The organism is Agrobacterium sp. (genome assembly GCF_032092815.1).
In the GTDB taxonomy this organism is placed as follows: Bacteria; Pseudomonadota; Alphaproteobacteria; order Rhizobiales; family Rhizobiaceae; genus Agrobacterium.
Map to the genome: position 1 here is coordinate 23,931 of NZ_DAMDBP010000028.1, position 19,352 is coordinate 43,282.

The window sequence follows — 19,352 nt, forward strand, 5'->3', positions numbered from 1 at the left end:
AGCGAGCGAGTAATGTTCATGATCGTGATCCTTTTTTGATCTGTGTTGCGGTGCTCTGCAGTGTTTTTTGCTGCACCCGTTTTCTGAGGCTGAATATAGCGATCTCAGCGAAAACAAACAGAAACAAGAATAGATGACACCTATGCATCAAATGCAAAGCTAGGCGGTTTCGTCGGTCGTTTTGGTGAAATAAACAGCTTATTTTTGATGCAAACGCTGTTTGAAGTGGCGTATTTCGGCGATTTTCCTTGCTGGTCTGTCGTGAATGCTTAGCAAAACGTAAATTTAAATCGATCTGGGTGCACCGATACGGCTGTTTGATCGAGGATTGGCGGATATTGGACGAATGGATAGCAGGTATGTGGCGTGCGCATGCCTAATGCAGCCTGCGGAAGTATTCTCAATTAATGATTGCGTATATCGCGAATTCCCGAACCGGGTTGTGGAATTTTGTGCTGTTTGCCTGGCGGCAGACGCGGGCAGGGGGCGGGATGCTGCGGGTCCTATATCTCTGCCTTTGGCGCTACCTGTATAATGAGTCGCCACCAGACATGGATTGTGAGGGGAGGACGGGGTGCTTTGTGGCTTCCGGTCGCCGCTTGTTGTGCCTTGCTCGACTTAAAAGATATGGGACGCGATCGCAGCCCTTCTTTATTTACACCGGGAATGGCGGGATAATGCACATAGCTGCTGGATGACGACGAATAAGTGTCATTTTTCCTTTGAACTCCTGAAAACGGATGATATAGAGACGCGCGCTCCGGAAGGCCTCATGTGCCAGATGTTGTTTATGCAGGATTCAAGAGCGCGGGTATGGCGGAATTGGTAGACGCACCAGATTTAGGTTCTGGCGACGAGAGTTGTGGGGGTTCGAGTCCCTCTACCCGCACCATCTGAATCGCTTAAGGAGCATGTGTGAAGCTTTGTGCTTTGCCGCTTCTTTGGCTCAAGCGCAGTTTTTGCTCGGCAAAAAATTTGTGCATGAAGTATATATAGCCACGTCCGGGTTTAGTTTCCGGCGTCGTGCTCAAAGTAACCAACGGCTGTCTGAGCACTGCCGCCATGATGTGAAGGTACGAAAATGCAGGTTATCGAAACGCTCGCTGAAGGGCTGAAGCGCGAAATCAAGGTAGTTATTCCGGCTGACGAGATGAAGTCTCGCCTCGACGAGCGTCTTGCTGACGCCAAGGACAAGGTCCGCCTCAACGGCTTCCGTCCAGGCAAGGTTCCTGCCGCACACCTCAAGAAGGTTTATGGCAAGTCGATCATGGCTGAACTGGTCAACGACCTGATCCGTCAGAAGCCGTCTGAAATCCTGACCGGCCGTGGTGAAAAGTCTGCAACGCAGCCTTCCATCGCGATGACCGAAGATGAAGCAGAAGCCGACAAGATCCTGAACGGCGATGCTGATCTCGAATTCACCCTGACCTACGAAGTGATTCCAGCAATCGAGCTGAAGTCCAACGACAGCATCAAGGTTACCCGCGAAGTTGTTGAAGTGTCGGAAGACGAAGTCAACGAACAGATCCTCAAGGTTGCTGAGAGCGCCCGCTCTTACGAAACCAAGAAGGGCAAGGCCGCTGAAGGCGACCGCGTTACCATGAACTACCTCGGCAAGGTCGACGGCGTTGCTTTTGACGGTGGCGCTGCTGAAGATGCAGAACTGGTTCTTGGTTCGGGCCGTTTCATTCCTGGCTTCGAAGACCAGCTCGTTGGCGTCAAGGCTGGCGACGAAAAGACCATCACTGTTACGTTCCCTGCTGATTACCCAGCTGCAAATCTTGCTGGCAAGGAAGCTGCCTTCGACATCACCGTCAAGGAAGTTGCTGCCGCTGCTGCTGTTGAAATCAACGACGAACTGGCTTCCAAGCTCGGCCTCGAATCGGCTGAAAAGCTGAAGGAAATCGTTCGTGGCCAGATCGAAAGCCAGTACAGCAACGTAACGCGCCAGAAGGTAAAGCGTCAGATTCTTGATCAGCTGGACGAAATGTACAAGTTCGACACACCGGCTGGTCTGGTTGATGCCGAGTTCGACAACATCTGGCGTCAGATCAACACCGATCTCGCTCAGTCCGGCAAGACCTTTGCTGACGAAGACACCACGGAAGAAGAAGCACGCGAAGAATACCGCAAGCTTGCTGAGCGCCGCGTTCGTCTCGGCCTCGTTCTCTCCGAAATCGGCGAGAAGGCAAATGTTGAAGTAACCGAAGAAGAAATGCAGCGCGCGCTGTTCCAGCAGCTGCAGCAGTTCCCTGGCCAGCAGAAGGAAATCCTGGATTTCTTCCGCAACACCCCAGGCGCTTCCGCTTCGCTGCGTGCACCAATCTTCGAAGAGAAGGTCATCGACAAGCTGCTCGGCGAAATCTCGGTAACGGACAAGACCGTTTCCAAGGAAGAACTGCTGGCTGACGACGCTGAAGAAGCAACGGAAACCAAGAAGAAGGCTCCGGCAAAGAAGAAGGCTGCTCCTAAGAAGAAGGCAGCTGAAGGCGACGCCGAGTAATTCTTTTCATCCAACGGATGATGATTTTAAAAAGGCCGCAGCACACGCTGCGGCCTTTTTGTTTTGATATTTTCCGTTACTGCAACTTTCCCTCATAGTTTCGACTATTCGCAATTGCAAAAATATCACGCTGCATAGCAAACAATATCGTGAACGGCCTTGGGTCTTGTTCATCTCCCGTTCATCTGGCACCCTTGGGGCATCGTTATCGTGTCACATCTGATCGATGTGGGTGAGGGATGGCGTACTGCCGTTTACGGCGGTTGGCGTTAGGCCTGCTTGTTGCAGCATGGCTTTCGCCTGCGTAGTGCCGGATGTGTTCCGCACTCTGTCGCATCGGCGTGGACCGTTTCAGGTTTGCATTGGGCCGATGCCAAAATTCAACGGGTTTTGCGTCAGGGTACTGCGTGATGACGCATGCTTTGATGCCCTGAGAAGATTGAGGGCGCAATGATGTATGCAGCGAGCTGTAAGCGTGTTTCCGTGGTCATCGCCGCACTGGTCGTCTACCCCGGTGTGACGCTGGCCGATGAAAAGGGGCTGATCTGGAATCCTGTCAAGAACAGTGATCGGTCCTATACTGCCAGGATCGGTGCAAAGCTGCCAACTGACACGCCGATCAGGGCAGGGCTGGAAATGGGCATGAATGCCACAAAGGGCGGCGCCATCGTCGATTCGCCGGTGCGCCTGTGGGGCAGCCTCACATTGCTGTCGGAAAACCTGCCCGGTGTTTCCATGGCGCGCGACATAGGAGTGCTGATGAATGCGCTGACCGGTTCAGGCTCGATCACGATGACCTCTACTCAAAAGCGCATTGTCACCACGGAACTGGATGTGGAGACAAACCGCAACGTCACCATGCGCTATGATGGGTCAGCCCAGCAATGGAGCGGTGTCAATGTGTCCCAGTCCCTGCGGCTGACGCGCTCAGAAACCGGCACCAGCTTCGTGCTGCAGGCCAATAGTCGTGACACGTTTTCGGAGTTCAGTTCGGATGTCGCTGTCGAGCAGCGACTGGGCGACCACATTACGTTGACCGGAACGCTGAAGCAGGGTTACGAAGATCGTTTTCGCCCCGGCATCAGCGCCCGTTACAGTATCCGCTGGTAGCGACGGTAAGGCAAAACTGCCTTACGCTTCCTTTTTCAGTTCACCCATGCGGTTCCATGCGTCAAGGCCAGCAATCTTGTAGGCTTCGGCAAGGGTCGGGTAATTGAAGGTGTTTTCGACGAAATATTCGACAGTGCCTTTGAGGTTCAGCACCGCCTGGCCGATATGCACCAGCTCGGTTGCACCTTCACCGACGATATGGACGCCAAGCAGGCGGCGCGTCTTCATCGAAAAGATCATTTTCAACAGACCGGTATCGAGACCCATGATGTGGCCACGTGACGTTTCGCGGAAATGCGCAATGCCGCATTCATAGGGAATGCCCCGTTCGGTCACTTCCTCTTCGGTCAAACCGCAGGTGGAGATCTCAGGCACGGCATAGATGCCGTAGGGGAAGAACTGCGGTGGTTCGCTTGCCGGTGCGCCAACCGCGTGGCGGGCGGCAATACGGCCCTGTTCCATCGAGGTCGAGGCAAGGCTTGGGAAACCGATCACGTCACCGGCGGCGTAAATATTGGGAACCGAGGTCTGGAAGGTTTCCGGGTCGACCTTCAGGCGGCCACGGTTGTCTGCCTCAAGGCCACAGGCCGTCAGGTTGAGCGTATCGGTTGCACCAACGCGACCGGCGGCAAACAACACGGTCTCGGCATGCAGGATACGGCCATTGCTGAGCGTGACCTTGCACTTGCCGTTGTCTTCACGCTCGATCTTTTCGGCCTTCTGGCCAAAGATCAGCTTCATGTTGCGGTCGCGCAGCTGATAGGCGAAGTCTTCGACAATTTCCTTGTCGATAAATTCCAGCATTGAATCGCGCGGCTCAACCACCGTCACCTGGGTGTCGAGCGCGCTGAAGATCGTGGCATATTCAATGCCGATAACCCCGGCACCAATCACGATCATCGAGCGAGGCAACTCCTTGATTTCAAGAATTTCGTCGCTGTCGAGAATGGCCTCATGGTCAAAGGGGACATGCGGCGGACGGTAGGGTCGGGTACCGATGGCCAGCAGAATAGAGGTGCCGGTCACTTTCAGCACTTCACCATCGTTCTTGACGACTTCAAGCGTGTTGGCATCAATAAAGGTCGCCTTGCCGCGCAGGTGCTGCACACGGTTTCTGGCAAACTGATGCTCCAGAACTTCCACCTCGTGGTCGAGTGTGATCAACAGACGGCGACGAAGATCTTCGGCGTTGATCTCCTGCTTGACACGGTAGGAGCGGCCGTAGAAACCACGTTCACGCCAGCCAGTCAGGTTCAGTGCCGTTTCACGAAGCGTCTTGGAGGGAATGGTGCCGGTATGCACCGAAACGCCGCCAACGCGTGAACCTTTTTCGATAACCAGAACTTTCTTTTCCAGTTTTGCTGCCTGAATGGCGGCGCGACGTCCTGCCGGGCCACTTCCGACAACGATGAGATCGTATTGATTCATGCAAAGCCTCGAAACGATGAAGTTTTAAAGGTCACGGGGGGTATCCCCGTGTTTGAAGGGCTTCCGGTGGAGATGTCATGATGCCATCTACGTCAGGCGATAACCGAATCCGCCCGCCATTGCTGCGCCAAGAGTGCACTGCAACAATCGCCTGCGTCAATCTGTAGCGAATGAGTCTGACGGATTCGTAACCGAATGACGGTTTTGCGAAAATAAATATTCACAGATCGGCGTTGGTTTTCGACCTTACGAGTTTGGAAAACCGAGCGACGGCTCCATCATCTCGAAAGTTCGGTCCATGGCAAATACCGAGGTGAAGGGCAGCGAGAAATGGCCATATCGGATGGAAATCTGCTGTTCGGCCGCATCTTCACCCATTTTGGATATGGCGGCCATGTAAAGCGCGGAAGCCAGTCCCGTCCTGTCGGCGCCGGCCTTGCAGTGAATGAGAAGGGGTTTTGGCGCATCCTTCATGATGGCGATCAGTTTGCTTGCCTCGTCAAAGGTAAGCTCGGTTGCCGCAGACATGCGGAAGTCGACATGGGTGATGCCAAGGCGTCTCGTTTCGTCAATTTCATTATCATACCAGGCAGAACCGGTGTTTTCACCGCGCAGGTTCAGTACGGTCTTTATCCCATATTGATGCACGGTTTTGCCGAGCAGTTCAGGCGAAAGCTGCGCTGAACGATAGGCCTCATCCTTGACGATGGCGTGGATATTGCCGGTCAGATGGATGTAACCGAGGTAGAGGCCAAGACAGGCAAGCATGCCCAGGCAAATGAAAAATCCTTTTTTCAATTGCTTCATGACCTTTGCTCCAGATGTCACCGCTTATCGCTGTTGAATTCCCTATCTATGGCAAAAGTTTGTAGCGGTTATTTGAAGGCAAAGAGCCCATGTTTTCAGGGCTTTTTCTGCGCATTGAGTTCTGCGCGAAGGTTTGCCATGTCTTCCCTTAATGCTGCCAGTTCCGCCAGCACGCGCATGTCGATTTTCTGGTGAAGCGCAAACACTTCCAGTTCCGCCTTGAGGTTCACTTCGTAGTCCTTGGCAGCCTCGAAGCGATCGCGCATTGCCTGACGGTTCTGCGACATCATGATGATCGGCGCCTGAATGGCCGCCAGCATCGACAGGATCAGATTGAGGAACACAAAGGGATAGGGGTCGAAGGCATCGCGGGTCAGCACAACCACGTTGATGACTGCCCAGGCAACGAGAAAGGCGATAAAACCAATGATGAAGCCCCAGGAGCCGCCAATTCTGGCAATGGCATCCGCCAGGTTTTCTCCAGTCGATGCACTGGCTGAAAATTCTGCATTGGTATCCGTGCTGACAAATTGCTGGTTCTTGGCAATGTTGAGAATGCGTTTCTCAACGTCTCCAATGTCTTTTTTGGAGCTTTTCAGGCGCGAAACAATGGCTTCATGAATATGGGACACGCTTTCTCTCCGTCATGTACCTGTATGGGCTGCTGACGAAGAGATAAGCGTTTGCGCTGCTTCGGTTCAACTGCTTTCGGCAGGCACTCGTGTCTCTGTCCATTTGTCCGGGTTGTTCAGCCAGTCGAAGCCGGGGAAGAAACGGCTCTGGCCGTGTTTCTCACCAAACATCATGTCATATTGCAGCAGGCGATAATCGCGGATGACCGACGGGATGGACTTGGATGAGATCGACCAGTCGGCAATGCCGTTTTGTTTGGCGTCGACCAGCATGTGGCGATCCACGACCGGATACTGCTTTTGCACGCGTCCCAGCATGCCGGTATAGAACGGGTCATCCATGCCGGCGGTTTTCAGAATGTGGTACGGCAACAGGGCAGGGCTGATGGAGCCGATGTTCTTGCGTGTGCCCGTTTTCGAAGACCACACGACCAGCGGTGTTTCATGTTCCTTTTTCATCACGTCCAGAGGCGCGCGACGTGTTGCCACCATGCCGGGCATGTAGCCGCTTTCCACAAACGCCCGGCCAAGCGGTGGCAGGTGGTCGCCAAAGGTCACGATAATGGTTTCGCGATTGCGTTTCTTGGCCCAGTCGATCAGGCGCGACATGCTCTTGTCAGCCTCGTTGACGCCCTGTGCATAGGTTGACAGCGCCTCTTCGGCGGCCGGTGAAAGGTTACCCTTGCCATCGACACGAATGGTGTTGTTGGCGTAGCGGTTCGCCTCGTAAGGGCCGTGGCCCTGCAGGGTGACGGCAAACAGGAACAGCGGGTTTTCCGCACTGTCAGCCGCGCCCATGATTTGTTCGAACAGCGACTCGTCGGAGGCAAAGATGCCGCGCTTTTCCATGGCAGGCATGTTTTCTTCCGAGCGGAATTCTTCAAACCCGAAGGACTTGTAGACCTCCTTGCGGTTCCAGAACCATTCCTGGAACGGGTGCATGGCAATCGCCGAATAGCCTTCTGCACGGAAGAAGGTGGCAAGCGACGGAACAGGCCCACGAATATATTGCTGATAGGGAATGCTGCCATAGGGCAGGAAGGCATTGGAGAAGCCGGTCAGCGCCTCAAATTCCACATTGGCCGTCATGCCGCCAAATTCAGGCGAAAACACATTGCCGGACTGGGTGGCGCGCAGGGTCGGCATCGGGTCCGGTGTCAGCGACACGTTGGAAAGCCGGCGCGGGTCCCATAGCGATTCACTCATGATGACGATGACGTCAGGACGTTTGCTGTTGTTGACGGCAAAGGCGGAACCATCGGCATAGATATCGGCTATGTTGTTGGCATTATAGGCGTCTGGCGCCGAAACATTGGCCATGGGAATGTTGAAGGTAAAGGCCATGACGAAACCGTTATGGCGATAGTTTTCCTTCTGGTCCCACATCATCGGAATGATGTTCAGACGGTCGCGAATCCAGGAATATTGCGAATATTCCATCAGCGAACCAAGACCGGCCAACACAGGCACAGCCAGCGCCAGCCGCCAGATGCGGCCGGTGCGCGATAGCGATGGCGATGCCTTGTAGATGAAACGGGCCGTCCAGATGATTGCGACGATCGAAATCACGATGCCCGCAAACACACCAACGGCGGCCATGGGCCGGGCCTGCAACATGGCAGGCAGCAACTGGAAGATCTGCCGGCCAAACAGCATGTCTGACGGGTAGAGCGGGTCGGACAGGTAAAACTGCTTCTGGCTGGAAATGAACGCCGGAATGAGAAGGGCTGGCACGGCAATGATGAAGGACTGGTAGTGTCGGCCAAAAATCGCATCCAGCGCAATCATCGCCAGGAAGATCGCCGCAACCGTTGTCATGCCAGGACGTGCCGTGGACGTCAGAAAGCTGCCGACATCTGTCAGCGTGCCGCGTGCGATCCATTCCAGGATAACCACCAGAAGGAGCGCGCCAAGGACGGTATTCAGCACAAAGCTTGCTTCACTCACAACAGAGGTGAAGCGTTTGATGCTGGGTCTTGAAAGGGCAAAGCCTGCCCTCTCGGATTCCTCAATCTCGGGAACCGATTTCGTCAATGTCGTCACTCCGGCGGTATGATTACAGAATCATGAAATGATCTGTCATGGTTGTGTCATGTAACTGTCACATAAGTTTCATGAACGCGACATGAACTGTTGAAAATGCACAGTGTTTCGGGATGAAATTTGCGTGAGCGTGTCAGCACTTCTCATCCTTGATTGCGGAGTGAGGCGGCACGCGTTAATGGTTAGGCATGAGCGACTTACACACCATACCGAATACTCTTCGAATTGCTGTCGGGCAGTTCAATCCGACCGTTGGCGACGTGGCGGGCAACCTCGCCAAGGCGCGTGAGGCAAGGGCGGATGCGGCAGCCCAGGGGGCTGACCTTCTGCTGTTGACCGAGCTTTTTATCTCCGGTTACCCGCCGGAAGACCTGGTTTTGAAGCCGGCATTTCTCAATGCCTGCCTGAAGGCGGTTGAAGATCTGGCTGCCGACACCGCTGATGGTGGTCCCGGCATTATCGTTGGTTTTCCGCGGCAAGGTGAGGCCGGACGTCACAACTCTGTCGCCGTGCTGGATGGCGGCAAGATATTGATGTTGCGCGACAAAATCGATCTGCCAAACTACGGCGAGTTTGATGAAAAGCGTGTGTTTGTGGCCGGCGAAATGCCAGGTCCGGTCAATTTCCGTGGCGTCAGGCTCGGTGTTCCGATCTGCGAAGAGATCTGGAATGACATGGGCGTGTGTGAAACGCTGGCGGAAACCGGCGCTGAACTGCTGCTGGTGCCCAATGGCTCGCCCTATTATCGCGGCAAGGTGGATGTGCGCCATCAGGTGGCGCTGCGCCAGGTCATTGAAACCAACCTGCCGCTGATTTTTGCAAACCAGCTGGGCGGGCAGGACGAACTGGTGTTTGACGGCGCAAGTTTTGCCTTCAATGCCGACAAGAGCCTTGCCTTTCAGATGAGCCAGTTTGAGGCAACACTGGCTGTGACCGACTGGAAGCGCACCGAAAACGGCTGGCGCTGCGATAGCGGTCCAATGTCGAAAATCCCGGAAGGTGAAGAAGCCGATTACCGCGCTTGCCTCTTGGGCTTCCGCGATTACGTCAACAAGAACGGCTTCAAGAGTGTGGTTCTTGGCCTGTCCGGCGGTATCGATTCAGCCATTTGCGCGGCCATTGCTGTGGATGCGCTGGGTGAAGAACGTGTTCGCTGCATCATGCTGCCATATCGCTACACGTCGGATGAATCGTTGAAAGACGCCGCTGATTGCGCCAAGGCGCTGGGCTGCCGTTACGACATCGTGCCGATTGTTGAGCCGGTAGAAGGGTTCCTGTCTTCGCTTGCTGATCTGTTCGAAGGCACGGAAGAGGGCATTACCGAAGAAAACCTGCAGAGCCGCACACGCGGCACCATCCTGATGGCCGTTTCCAACAAGTTTGGCTCCATGGTGGTAACGACTGGCAACAAGTCGGAGATGTCGGTGGGTTACGCCACGCTTTATGGCGACATGAATGGCGGCTTCAACCCGATCAAGGACCTCTACAAGATGCAGGTCTACGCCATTTCCAAATGGCGTAACGAACATGTGCCACCAACCGCGCTGGGCCCGTCTGGCGAGGTCATTCCGGCCAATATCCTGTCCAAGGCACCATCGGCCGAACTGCGTCCAAACCAGACCGACCAGGATTCGCTGCCGCCATATCCGGTGCTCGATGATATTCTGGAATGCCTGGTGGAGCAGGAAATGTCGGTGGAAGACATTGTGGCACGCGGCCATGACGTTACGACCGTACACCGTATCGAACATCTGCTGTATCTGGCGGAATACAAACGCCGCCAGTCTGCACCGGGTGTGAAGATCACCAAAAAGAACTTCGGCCGTGATCGTCGTTACCCGATCACCAACCGGTTCAGAGACCGGTAGGAATAACAACGGCGCGGCTCAAACCGCGCCGTTTTTGTGTGGTGGGTTGTCGCAACAAACTTCCCTCATCTCTGTGCTTGCCACACAGATCCAGTCGACACGCGTCTGCGCGACAGAAGGTCTTTTTAACCCAAAGACTTGGGCTGGGCCTGGATTCCTGTAACGAGTACAGGAATGAGGAGCGGTTGGGTTGCTCTTTGCACCTAGAGTGTCTTCTATTCGTGGACGTTGCCGGTGCCGCATCCACCCACTCGACGTCATTCTAGGGCTTGTCCCGAGAAACCAGTTACGTTGCATATTTGGAACCGGCTTAGATCCTCGCCACAAGGGCGAGGATGACGTCGAGAAACTGGTTGGTGCGGCCACTCACCTATTGTTGGTCATTCAAATGGCTTGCCCAACATCGATGCGGTTGCCATCCGGGTCTTCAAACACGAAGGCGCGCAGGCCATAATCCTTGTCTTGCAGACCTTTGATGATGCGCAGGCCTTGTTTTTTGCACAGCGCATGCAGCGCCTCCACATCACTCACCATCATGTGGGTCACGTTGAAGGGGGCTGCCTTGTGTGGCGGCTGCAGGGTCAGATGCAGCTCGGCATTGCCCTGTTTCAGGATCATGAAACCGACGGGATTGCCGTTTTCAAAGGTCTTGGTGAAGCCAAGCACACCAACATAAAAGTCATGTGCCTTTTGAATGTCCTTGACGGGTAGCATGGCGGCAATCCGGTCAAAACGGATGCCTTGATCGGCGATGGTATTCATCGCGGAACCTCGAATTTGGAAGAATCGGGGCAGGGTAAACGGACCGTGCCGAAACGCTGCTGTTCTCCTTATTTGAATTTGCAGGACGGTGCCTGCAGCAATAGGATCAGTATGGGAAGGTGTCGGGCGAGGCCAATGAAATGTCCGCCCAATCCTGTTGTTCAGCAATCCAGGGAGGATGCGTGCGCAGTTCCGTCGAAATCTACAATATCCGCACAAGGCAGATGCGGGTGGTCTGGCAGACCCCTGAGTTATTTGAAGCGCCCAATTGGTCGCCGGATGGCAAATATCTGTTGCTCAACGCCGATGGGCTGATCTACCGGCTGCCGCTTTCCGGTGATCCCACACCCGTAAAGGTCGACACCGGCTTTGCGACGTCATGCAACAACGATCACGGCATTTCACCGGATGGCAGCACCTATGCCATTTCCGACAAGGTGGAGTTTGGCAAGAGCGCAATCTATCTTTTGTCGGCTGACGGCGGTGCGCCAAGGCTGATGACACACAACCTGCCATCCTATTGGCATGGCTGGTCGCCTGATGGAAAATCATTCGCCTATTGTGGCATTCGCGATCAGGTTTTTGATATATATTCCATGGACATAGAAAGCGAAGTTGAATCACGTCTTACGCATGGTGAAGGCCGCAATGACGGGCCGGATTATTCCGCAGATGGCCAGTGGATCTACTTCAATTCCAGCCGCACCGGCCTGATGCAGATCTGGCGTGTGAGGACCGATGGTTCAGCGGTTGAGCGTATCACTGACAGCAGTTTCGGCGACTGGTTTCCGCATCCCTCGCCAAAGGGCGACAAGGTGGTGTTCATCTCCTATGACGCCGATGTGTTCGACCACCCGCGTGATCTCGATGTGCGGGTGCGACTGATGGATACCGATGGCGGCAATGTGGAAACACTGTTTGAGCTGTTTGGCGGGCAGGGCACCATGAACTCGCCCAACTGGTCGCCGGATGGTGATGAGTTCGCTTACGTCAGGTATTTCCCGGCGATCTGACGCTGCATGCACGCGTGCTTGCATTTGGCTGATGCAGCGGACATAAGCACTGCCGTCAGGTGCCTGCACGACGTGCGGGAGAATCGGGAATCCGGTGCAAGACCGGAGCGTGCCCAACGCTGTAAGGCGGACGTTTGTCGCGCAGATGCCACTGGATTGATCCGGGAAGGCGGCGGCAGACGGAAGATGCCAAGCCAGAAGACCGGCCAGACACAATAGACCAGCCCCGTATGGACGGCGGGATGGTTTCTGGCCGGGTGGGTTCTTTCTGGATCTGCCGGGCATCAGCATTGTTGGGGATTAACGATGCAGGACGATCCGTTTTCTGAAGCCCGCCACGCGGCCGGCGCTTTTTCCTGTGACGACAAGGCAGCCGTTTACCGGGCCATTGAAACACGCCGTGACGTGCGCAACGAGTTTTTGCCTGATCCGCTGCCGGATGATCTGGTTAAGCGGCTTCTGTCCGCTGCCCATGCAGCACCATCGGTCGGTTTCATGCAGCCATGGAATTTCACTCTGGTCAGCGATGAGACCGTGCGCCAGTCCGCCTGGCAGGCCTTTGCCCGCGCCAATGAGGAGGCGGCCCTGCTGTTTGAGGATGACAGGCAAAGCCTGTATCGCAGCCTCAAGCTTGAGGGTATTCGCACGGCACCGCTCAGCATCTGTGTGACCTGCGATCCGACGCGCGGCGGCAAGGTGGTTCTGGGGCGTACCCACAATCCGCGCATGGATGTCTATTCCACCGTTTGCGCCGTGCAGAACCTATGGCTGGCAGCCCGTGCCGAAGGGGTTGGCGTCGGCTGGGTCAGCATTTTCCATGATGCGGATATACGCGGCATTCTGGGCATACCTGACCATATCGAAATCGTTGCCTGGTTATGCCTCGGTTACGTCAATCAGCTCTATGGCGAGCCGGAGCTTGCGGTGAAGGGCTGGGCCAAACGGCTGCCGCTGGACGAGCTGATCTTTCGCGATCAGTGGGGCAAGAGCTGATAACGGCAGATAACAGCTGACGTCAGTCGCTTATTGCTGCTGGGGCTGCGCGCCCTTGAGAGCCGGGTTGTGCAGATCGATCCGGCTGGTTTCCTCGGGCAGGAATTGCGGGCCGACCACGCGAACCTTGCTGTTTTTCGGATCGTAGTCGCGCTCAATGGGGGCTGCGACAACCGGGGTTTCTTCCTGCTTCTTCTGCGCATTCGGCGTCTTGATGTCTGTTACGCCGGAATAGGGTTCAGCCGGTTTGGACTGGTTGGCTTCGCCCTGTTTTTTCATCTGGTCGAAATAGGAGGCCATGTTGCAGGTGCAGGATGGCGAGCGGGTCGCAGCCGAGGTGTTGCGATAAGCAAAGGCGGTTGGCAGATCCTTGTAAGGCCTGCCGGTCTCGGCCGAAATCATGTCCGCACTCTCCTGACCCTGCAGGGAGTGGTAATATAGCTCGGTATCGACGCCAGGGCACATCTGGTCGCAGACAGCAGCCTGACGGCGGAAATCCAGCGGCGATGCATTGGATGAGATCGGGAAGAAGGCGCCATCACAGGTGCGCACGCACAACGTTCTGAGACCACTTTCCATGGGTGGCATGAACATTGGCTGGCGGTTCGGGTCCACCTCGATCATGCCGGGTGGGGCAAATTCCTCGGTCTGGTCATTCGGGTTAACGGCCGCCGACTGCGGGCGCTCGTCAAAACAGCCATTGGCATCCAGCGCTGCCATGATCTGCTGGCGGTCAGCGCTGCGATTGCGCTGCATCTGCACCATGTGGTCACGCGCTGCCAGCAGCTCTTCACGCTCAGCTTCGGCGTCATACAGCGCATCCTCGATCTGCGCGCACAGCTGGGCATTTTCGCCGCCATAAACGATGACACTGCCGCTGGAGCAGCCATAGGCGCGCAGGTCGTTTCGGATCTTGCGGATGATGATGTTCTGGCGGGTCAGCGCGCTGGCATAGTGGCGCACTTCTGCGGTGTTGCCGATCACCTCGGTCGGTGCGCGCAGCTGCTGTCTCAGATCGTCACAAATGGATGCGGCAAAGGCACTGGCAGGCAGGGTGGCGGCCAGCGCCGGCAATAACAGCAATGTCAGTTTACGCAGTTTCAGAGCTGTCACCTGTTCGTTTCGCTTCCAGTTGGCTGTTTCCAGTTAGGTTGCGTTTGTCCGCCTTGCCTTGAGCGGTCATCGATCGAAAGGGAGCATAAAAGATGCCGCAATCGCCTCATTCATCAGATTGTTATCATATAAATGAGGCAGTTGCGGCAATCGGCAATTCAAAACTGCGTTAACGCAGGTTTAGCGTCCACATTACGGGTGCGAGGCTTCCACGACAGCCAGTGCTGCCATGTTGACCACACCGCGCGATGTGACGGTTGGCGACAGGATATGCGCGGGCAGAGCCGTGCCGAGCAGGATCGGGCCAACATGCAGCGCATCCGTCATGGTACGAACCAGACCGAGTGAAATATTCGCCGCATCCAGGTTCGGGAACACCAGCAGGTTTGCTTCACCAGACAGCGTGCTGTTTGGCATGGCGCGCTTGCGCAGGCTTTCCGTCAGGGCTGCACCACCCTGCATTTCGCCGTCGACTTCCAGCTCTGGTGCATTTTCACGCACGATCTGCAAGGCGTCGCGCATCTTGCGGGCGCTTTCCGAATCACGCGAACCGAAGTTGGAGTGGCTGATCAGAGCGGCCTTTGGCGTGATACCGAAGCGGCGGATTTCCTGTGCGGCCAGAATGGTGCTTTCAGCCACTTCCTCGGCCGTTGGATTGTAGGTCACGAAGGTGTCGCTGAAGAAGGTTGCGCCACGCTGCGAGATGATCAGGCTGAGGCCGGAGAATGCACGCACGTCCTTTTTCTTGCCGATGATCTGGTTCACGTCACGCAGGTGACGGTCAAAACGGCCTTCAAGACCGCAGATCAGCGCGTCTGCTTCACCACGCTTGACCGACAGCGCACCGATAACGGTGGTGTTGGTACGAACGATGGTGCGGGCTGCTTCCGGGTTGATACCCATGCGGCCAACCAGCGCGAAGTAGTCATCGACATATTCGCGGTAACGTGGATCGTCTTCCGGATTGACGACGGCAAAGTCCGTATGCGGGCGAATGCGCAGACCGAAACGCTTGAGGCGGGATTCGATGATCTGCGGACGACCGATCAGGATCGGTACGCCAGTGCCTTCTTCCAGAAGAACCTGGGCGGCACGCAGCACGCGTTCGTCTTCGCCTTCCGAGAAGATGATGCGCTTCTTTTCAGCCGTTTTTGCAGCGGCAAAGATTGGCTTCATCACGAAACCGGAACGCCAGACAAAGCGGTTCAACTGGTCGAGATAGGCGTCGAAATCAGTGATCGGACGCGAAGCAACGCCGCTGGCTGCTGCTGCACGGGCAACAGCCGGTGCAATGCGCAGGATCAGGCGTGGATCGAATGGCGACGGAATGAGGTAGGTCGGGCCAAAGACCGGTGTGTCTCCGGAATAGGCCTTGGCTGCCACCTCAGACACTTCTTCACGCGCCAGTTCGGCAATCGCCTTGACGGCGGCCATCTTCATTTCTTCGTTGATGGTGGTGGCACCGCAATCCAGCGCACCGCGGAAGATGTAAGGGAAGCAGAGAACGTTGTTCACCTGGTTCGGATAGTCCGAACGGCTGGTGCAGATCATCGCATCAGGGCGGGCTGCACGGGCAACTTCCGGCATGATTTCCGGGTTCGGGTTGGCAAGCGCCAGAATGAGCGGCTTTTCAGCCATTTGTGCCAGAAGCTCAGGCTTCAGAACACCAGCGGCCGACAGGCCGAGAAACACGTCTGCACCCTCGATGGAATCGGCCAGAACGCGCTTGTCGCTCTTCTGGGCGTAGATTTCCTTCCACTCGTCCATCAGGGTGTTGCGGCCCTCATAAACCAGGCCTTCTATGTCGTGCACCCAGATGTTTTCCTTCTTGGCGCCCAAGGACACCAGCAGGTTAAGGCAGGCAAGGGCTGCGGCACCGGCGCCCGAAGCGACGATCTTGACGTTGCCCAGCGATTTGCCGGACAGTTCCAGACCGTTCATGACCGCTGCAGCCACGATGATGGCGGTGCCGTGCTGGTCGTCATGGAACACCGGAATGTTCATCTTTTCGCGCAGCTGGCGCTCAACTTCGAAACATTCGGGTGCCTTGATGTCTTCAAGGTTGATGCCGCCAAAGGTCGGCTCCAGCGCTGAAATGGTCGAGACCATGTCGTTGATGCCGGGCGCGTCGATTTCAATGTCGAAAACGTCGATGCCGGCGAATTTCTTGAACAGGACGGCCTTGCCTTCCATCACGGGCTTGGAGGCCAGCGGGCCAATATTGCCAAGACCGAGAACAGCCGTACCGTTGGAGATAACGGCGACCAGATTGGCGCGTGCCGTATATTCGGCGGCTGTCTCAGGGTTTTCATGAATGGCAAGGCAGGGGGCTGCAACGCCCGGCGAATAGGCAAGCGCCAGGTCGCGCTGGTTGCCAAGCGGCTTGGTCGGCTGGATTTCGAGCTTGCCGGGGCGCGGATAGCGGTGGAAAAAGAGCGCCTGTTCGTCCAGGTCAGCACTTGCCGGTTTGGGTTGCGTTTTGTTTTTATCCTGCGAATTCATTCCTGCACCGCTTTTATCAAATGTTTTCGTTGGGCTTCTGAATACATCAATCAGCCCCATGGTACAGCCGTTATTAGATTGATTCGTGTCAAAGTGAGTGTGGGTGAAGAGGGTTTTGCGGCAGAAAATAGTCCTTTGTCATGATGCTGAAACACGACTCTGGTTCTGGAGTGTGTAGTTTGATTGCCAAGACAGGGGGATGTGTTCCGTGGCCCGGCAAATGGAAACCAGACATTTCAGAACCTTATTCATCTCGGACGTGCACCTTGGCTCCAAGGCTGCCAAAACCGACTACCTCCTGGATTTTCTACGTCATCATGATGCTGACACGATTATTCTGGTGGGCGACATTATTGATGGCTGGCGCCTGCGTCGTAACTGGTACTGGCCGCAAGGGTGCAATGACGTGGTGCAGAAACTGTTGCGCAAGGCGCGCAAGGGTGCCCGCATCATCTACATTCCCGGAAATCATGATGAGTTTCTGAGAGAGTTTCCCGGATCGCATTTCGGCGGCATCGAAGTGGCCGAACGCATGGTGCATGAGGCGGGTGACGGCAAGAAATACCTGATCATCCATGGTGACGAGTTTGACGTTGTGGTGCGCAATGCGCGCCTGCTCGCCTACCTCGGTGACTGGGCCTATGATGCCGCCATCGCCATCAATGTCATGCTGGCAGCGGTTCGCCGCCGTATTGGCCTGCCATACTGGTCATTTTCGGCCTGGGCCAAGCTGCAGGTCAAACACGCCGTCAATTTCATTGGCGAGTTCCAGCGCGTTGTCGTGGATGAAGCCAAGCGCAATGAAGTGGATGGCGTGATCTGTGGCCATATCCACCACGCCGTGATCAGCGAGATGGACGGTATCCGTTACATCAACACCGGTGACTGGGTAGAAAGCTGTACGGCAATTGCCGAAAACGAAGATGGCAGCTTTGAGTTGATCACCTGGATGCAGGCCGAAGAAAACCCGGAAAACATTGAGCATGAAGAGCCGATTGCTCTGCCGCCATTCCCGATGCGCGCTGCCTGATCGATGATACCGTCCAATAAAAAGCCGCTGTGATATCACGGCGGCTTTTGTCGTTTCAGATGATAGCGTGAGATCCGTCAGCCCCAGAGCGACCGTTCCGGCGGGTGTACCAGCGAACCGTCATAGGTGAGCGCCGGGTCGCGGTCACTGGCCAGCAGCAATGGCCCGTCGAGATCGGCATAGTCCGTGCCTTGCGCCAGAAGCACCGCAGGCGCCATGGCCAGTGACGTGCCCACCATGCAGCCGACCATGATGGTGTAACCGAGCCGGACGGCTTCCTGCTTCATCATAAGCGCTTCCGTCAGGCCGCCAGTTTTGTCGAGCTTGATGTTGATTGCGTCATATCTGTTTCTCAACGTTTCAAGATCAGCCGTTGAATGCACGCTTTCATCGGCACAGATCTGCACCTGCCGTTTGATGCGGGCGAGAATGTCATCCTTGCCGGCGGGCAGGGGCTGTTCGATCAGCGACACGTTGAGGTCAGCGGCAATTTGCAAGTGACGTTCGATGTTGTCGTCAGTCCAGCCTTCATTGGCATCAACGATGATGCGGCTGTTGGGCGCTGCCTTTCGCACCGCGCGCATTCGGCTTTCATCGTCCTCGGTGCCGAGTTTGATCTTCAAAAGAGGTCGATGCGCATTCACTTTTGCGTTTTCATACATCGTGTCGGCGTCACCGAGCGAAATTGTATAGGCCGTGACCAGTGGGGTCGCCGGTTCATGCAGGATTTGCGAGGCGACACTGAGGCCCGAGCGTTTTGCCTCATAGTCCCAAAGCGCGCAATCAACCGCATTGCGGGCCGCACCTGGCTTCATGACCGTTTGCAATGCTACACGGTCCAGACCATCTGTTATTGCGGCCGATATCGCCTGAATATCGGCGATCACGCCCTCGATGCTTTCGCCATAACGGCGATAGGGCACACATTCCCCAACCCCGGAAAAGGCGCCGTCACTTATGGTGCAGGTCACCACTTCTGCTTCGGTTTTACTGCCGCGCGAGATTGTGAAGCTGCCAGATATGGGGAAGGATTCTGTCGTCACCTGCAGTTGAACGGGCATGCAATACACTTCGATTTTGTGCGGAAAACGTGCGAAAAATCAAAAAACTCACGAAAACCGGCCGGTTGCGATGGCTTGTCATCTTATGAAAAGATATGAATCGATAGATTCGATGGCAAAGCTGCACGCGTACAGGAAAAGATGCAAGCTCGCGAGAACAACACAGACGCCCATCTGGCGAGCATTGCTTCGGACACCGATTCCGCAGGCGGTGCCGAACGTTTTGTGCTGAGCGGTGACTGGCGCAATGACACCATTACAGGTGTTCTGAAAGAGATTTCGCAGCCCGCAAAGCGCTCGCAATCCGGCACTGTCGAGATTGATCTTTCCGGTATTGGCCGCGTCGATACAGCAGGTGCCTGGATCATCCAGAAATTCCGCAATGAATTGGGCAAGAGCGGCGGCACGGTCAACTTTACCGGCGACAACAAGCAGGTTGAAGAACTGATTGAAGCACTGCCGGATGAGGCTGGTCCTCCTGCCGACA

General features: G+C 55.6%; 15 protein-coding genes, 1 tRNA gene and 1 riboswitch. Of the genes, 8 read left to right on the forward strand and 8 right to left on the reverse strand.

Translation table 11 applies throughout. The annotated features are described in order from the left end of the window. Positions 1 to 807: 807 nt before the first annotated feature. The 3 genes from RT613_RS16090 to RT613_RS16100 all read left to right on the forward strand — a co-directional run bounded on the left by RT613_RS16090 (position 808) and on the right by RT613_RS16100 (position 3,613). A tRNA-Leu gene (locus RT613_RS16090) sits at positions 808 to 892 on the forward strand. A gap of 189 nt (positions 893 to 1,081) precedes the next feature. Further along, entirely contained in the window at positions 1,082 to 2,503 is a 1,422-nt protein-coding gene (gene tig, locus RT613_RS16095; RefSeq protein WP_313616919.1) for a trigger factor, read from the forward strand. A gap of 450 nt (positions 2,504 to 2,953) precedes the next feature. Continuing rightward, positions 2,954 to 3,613: a hypothetical protein gene (locus RT613_RS16100; RefSeq protein ID WP_313616921.1), complete on the forward strand. Its 660-nt coding sequence runs from the start codon at positions 2,954 to 2,956 to the stop codon at positions 3,611 to 3,613. Positions 3,614 to 3,634: 21 nt separating this feature from the next. Here RT613_RS16100 and sthA read toward each other — a convergent pair whose 3' ends face one another. The 4 genes from sthA to RT613_RS16120 form a co-directional block, all read right to left on the reverse strand. Further along, positions 3,635 to 5,041, reverse strand: coding sequence for a Si-specific NAD(P)(+) transhydrogenase (gene sthA / locus RT613_RS16105; protein ID WP_313616923.1), 1,407 nt, complete (start codon positions 5,039 to 5,041; stop codon positions 3,635 to 3,637). A 246-nt stretch (positions 5,042 to 5,287) separates the two neighbouring features. Continuing rightward, positions 5,288 to 5,848 carry a tyrosine-protein phosphatase gene (locus tag RT613_RS16110; protein WP_313616925.1) on the reverse strand — a complete coding sequence of 187 codons (561 nt, stop codon included), beginning with the start codon at positions 5,846 to 5,848 and terminating at the stop codon, positions 5,288 to 5,290. A gap of 95 nt (positions 5,849 to 5,943) precedes the next feature. Further along, positions 5,944 to 6,480: a DUF1003 domain-containing protein gene (locus tag RT613_RS16115; RefSeq protein ID WP_313616927.1), complete on the reverse strand. Its 537-nt coding sequence runs from the start codon at positions 6,478 to 6,480 to the stop codon at positions 5,944 to 5,946. Positions 6,481 to 6,546: 66 nt separating this feature from the next. After that, positions 6,547 to 8,514 (reverse strand): LTA synthase family protein, encoded by a 1,968-nt coding sequence (locus RT613_RS16120; RefSeq protein ID WP_409558837.1) that lies wholly within the window; start codon positions 8,512 to 8,514, stop codon positions 6,547 to 6,549. Between the two features lie 197 nt (positions 8,515 to 8,711). On the opposite strand from RT613_RS16120, the gene RT613_RS16125 reads away from it, so the two are divergent. Continuing rightward, positions 8,712 to 10,391: an NAD+ synthase gene (locus RT613_RS16125; protein WP_313616928.1), complete on the forward strand. Its 1,680-nt coding sequence runs from the start codon at positions 8,712 to 8,714 to the stop codon at positions 10,389 to 10,391. 384 nt (positions 10,392 to 10,775) lie between these two features. Here the strand turns inward: RT613_RS16125 and RT613_RS16130 are convergent, their stop codons facing one another. Next, a complete protein-coding gene (locus RT613_RS16130; protein ID WP_313616929.1) occupies positions 10,776 to 11,153 on the reverse strand; it encodes a glyoxalase superfamily protein in 378 nt (125 codons plus the stop codon). Positions 11,154 to 11,335: 182 nt separating this feature from the next. Between RT613_RS16130 and RT613_RS16135 the strand changes: the two genes are divergently transcribed. Next, on the forward strand, positions 11,336 to 12,166 hold the full coding sequence (locus RT613_RS16135; protein ID WP_313616931.1) for a TolB family protein: 831 nt from the start codon (positions 11,336 to 11,338) through the stop codon (positions 12,164 to 12,166). A gap of 40 nt (positions 12,167 to 12,206) precedes the next feature. Beyond that, a riboswitch (cobalamin riboswitch) is annotated at positions 12,207 to 12,392 on the forward strand. Positions 12,393 to 12,472: 80 nt separating this feature from the next. Further along, positions 12,473 to 13,159 (forward strand): 5,6-dimethylbenzimidazole synthase, encoded by a 687-nt coding sequence (gene bluB / locus RT613_RS16140; protein WP_313616933.1) that lies wholly within the window; start codon positions 12,473 to 12,475, stop codon positions 13,157 to 13,159. Positions 13,160 to 13,189: 30 nt separating this feature from the next. Here bluB and RT613_RS16145 read toward each other — a convergent pair whose 3' ends face one another. Continuing rightward, positions 13,190 to 14,272, reverse strand: coding sequence for a DUF2865 domain-containing protein (locus RT613_RS16145; protein ID WP_409558838.1), 1,083 nt, complete (start codon positions 14,270 to 14,272; stop codon positions 13,190 to 13,192). Between the two features lie 192 nt (positions 14,273 to 14,464). Next, positions 14,465 to 16,774 (reverse strand): NADP-dependent malic enzyme, encoded by a 2,310-nt coding sequence (locus tag RT613_RS16150; RefSeq protein WP_313616934.1) that lies wholly within the window; start codon positions 16,772 to 16,774, stop codon positions 14,465 to 14,467. A 199-nt stretch (positions 16,775 to 16,973) separates the two neighbouring features. Here RT613_RS16150 and RT613_RS16155 point away from each other — a divergent pair, with 199 nt between their 5' ends. Then, positions 16,974 to 17,804, forward strand: coding sequence for a UDP-2,3-diacylglucosamine diphosphatase (locus tag RT613_RS16155; protein ID WP_313616936.1), 831 nt, complete (start codon positions 16,974 to 16,976; stop codon positions 17,802 to 17,804). Between the two features lie 77 nt (positions 17,805 to 17,881). Here the strand turns inward: RT613_RS16155 and dgcA are convergent, their stop codons facing one another. Further along, positions 17,882 to 18,865, reverse strand: a complete 984-nt coding sequence (gene dgcA, locus RT613_RS16160) for an N-acetyl-D-Glu racemase DgcA (protein ID WP_313616938.1) — start codon at positions 18,863 to 18,865, stop codon at positions 17,882 to 17,884. A gap of 141 nt (positions 18,866 to 19,006) precedes the next feature. Between dgcA and RT613_RS16165 the strand changes: the two genes are divergently transcribed. After that, positions 19,007 to 19,352, forward strand: a 346-nt coding sequence (locus RT613_RS16165; RefSeq protein WP_313616939.1) for an STAS domain-containing protein, incomplete at its 3' end; no start/stop codon positions are given.

What these genes read in the sequence shown, in the direction of transcription:
- tig (WP_313616919.1), top strand. Translation starts at nt 1,082, where the DNA reads ATGCAGGTTATCGAAACGCTCGCTGAAGGGCTGAAGCGCGAAATCAAG.
- RT613_RS16100 (WP_313616921.1), top strand. Translation starts at nt 2,954, where the DNA reads ATGATGTATGCAGCGAGCTGTAAGCGTGTTTCCGTGGTCATCGCCGCA.
- sthA (WP_313616923.1), bottom strand. Translation starts at nt 5,041, where the DNA reads ATGAATCAATACGATCTCATCGTTGTCGGAAGTGGCCCGGCAGGACGT.
- RT613_RS16110 (WP_313616925.1), bottom strand. Translation starts at nt 5,848, where the DNA reads ATGAAGCAATTGAAAAAAGGATTTTTCATTTGCCTGGGCATGCTTGCC.
- RT613_RS16125 (WP_313616928.1), top strand. Translation starts at nt 8,712, where the DNA reads ATGAGCGACTTACACACCATACCGAATACTCTTCGAATTGCTGTCGGG.
- RT613_RS16130 (WP_313616929.1), bottom strand. Translation starts at nt 11,153, where the DNA reads ATGAATACCATCGCCGATCAAGGCATCCGTTTTGACCGGATTGCCGCC.
- bluB (WP_313616933.1), top strand. Translation starts at nt 12,473, where the DNA reads ATGCAGGACGATCCGTTTTCTGAAGCCCGCCACGCGGCCGGCGCTTTT.
- RT613_RS16150 (WP_313616934.1), bottom strand. Translation starts at nt 16,774, where the DNA reads ATGAATTCGCAGGATAAAAACAAAACGCAACCCAAACCGGCAAGTGCT.
- RT613_RS16155 (WP_313616936.1), top strand. Translation starts at nt 16,974, where the DNA reads ATGTGTTCCGTGGCCCGGCAAATGGAAACCAGACATTTCAGAACCTTA.
- dgcA (WP_313616938.1), bottom strand. Translation starts at nt 18,865, where the DNA reads ATGCCCGTTCAACTGCAGGTGACGACAGAATCCTTCCCCATATCTGGC.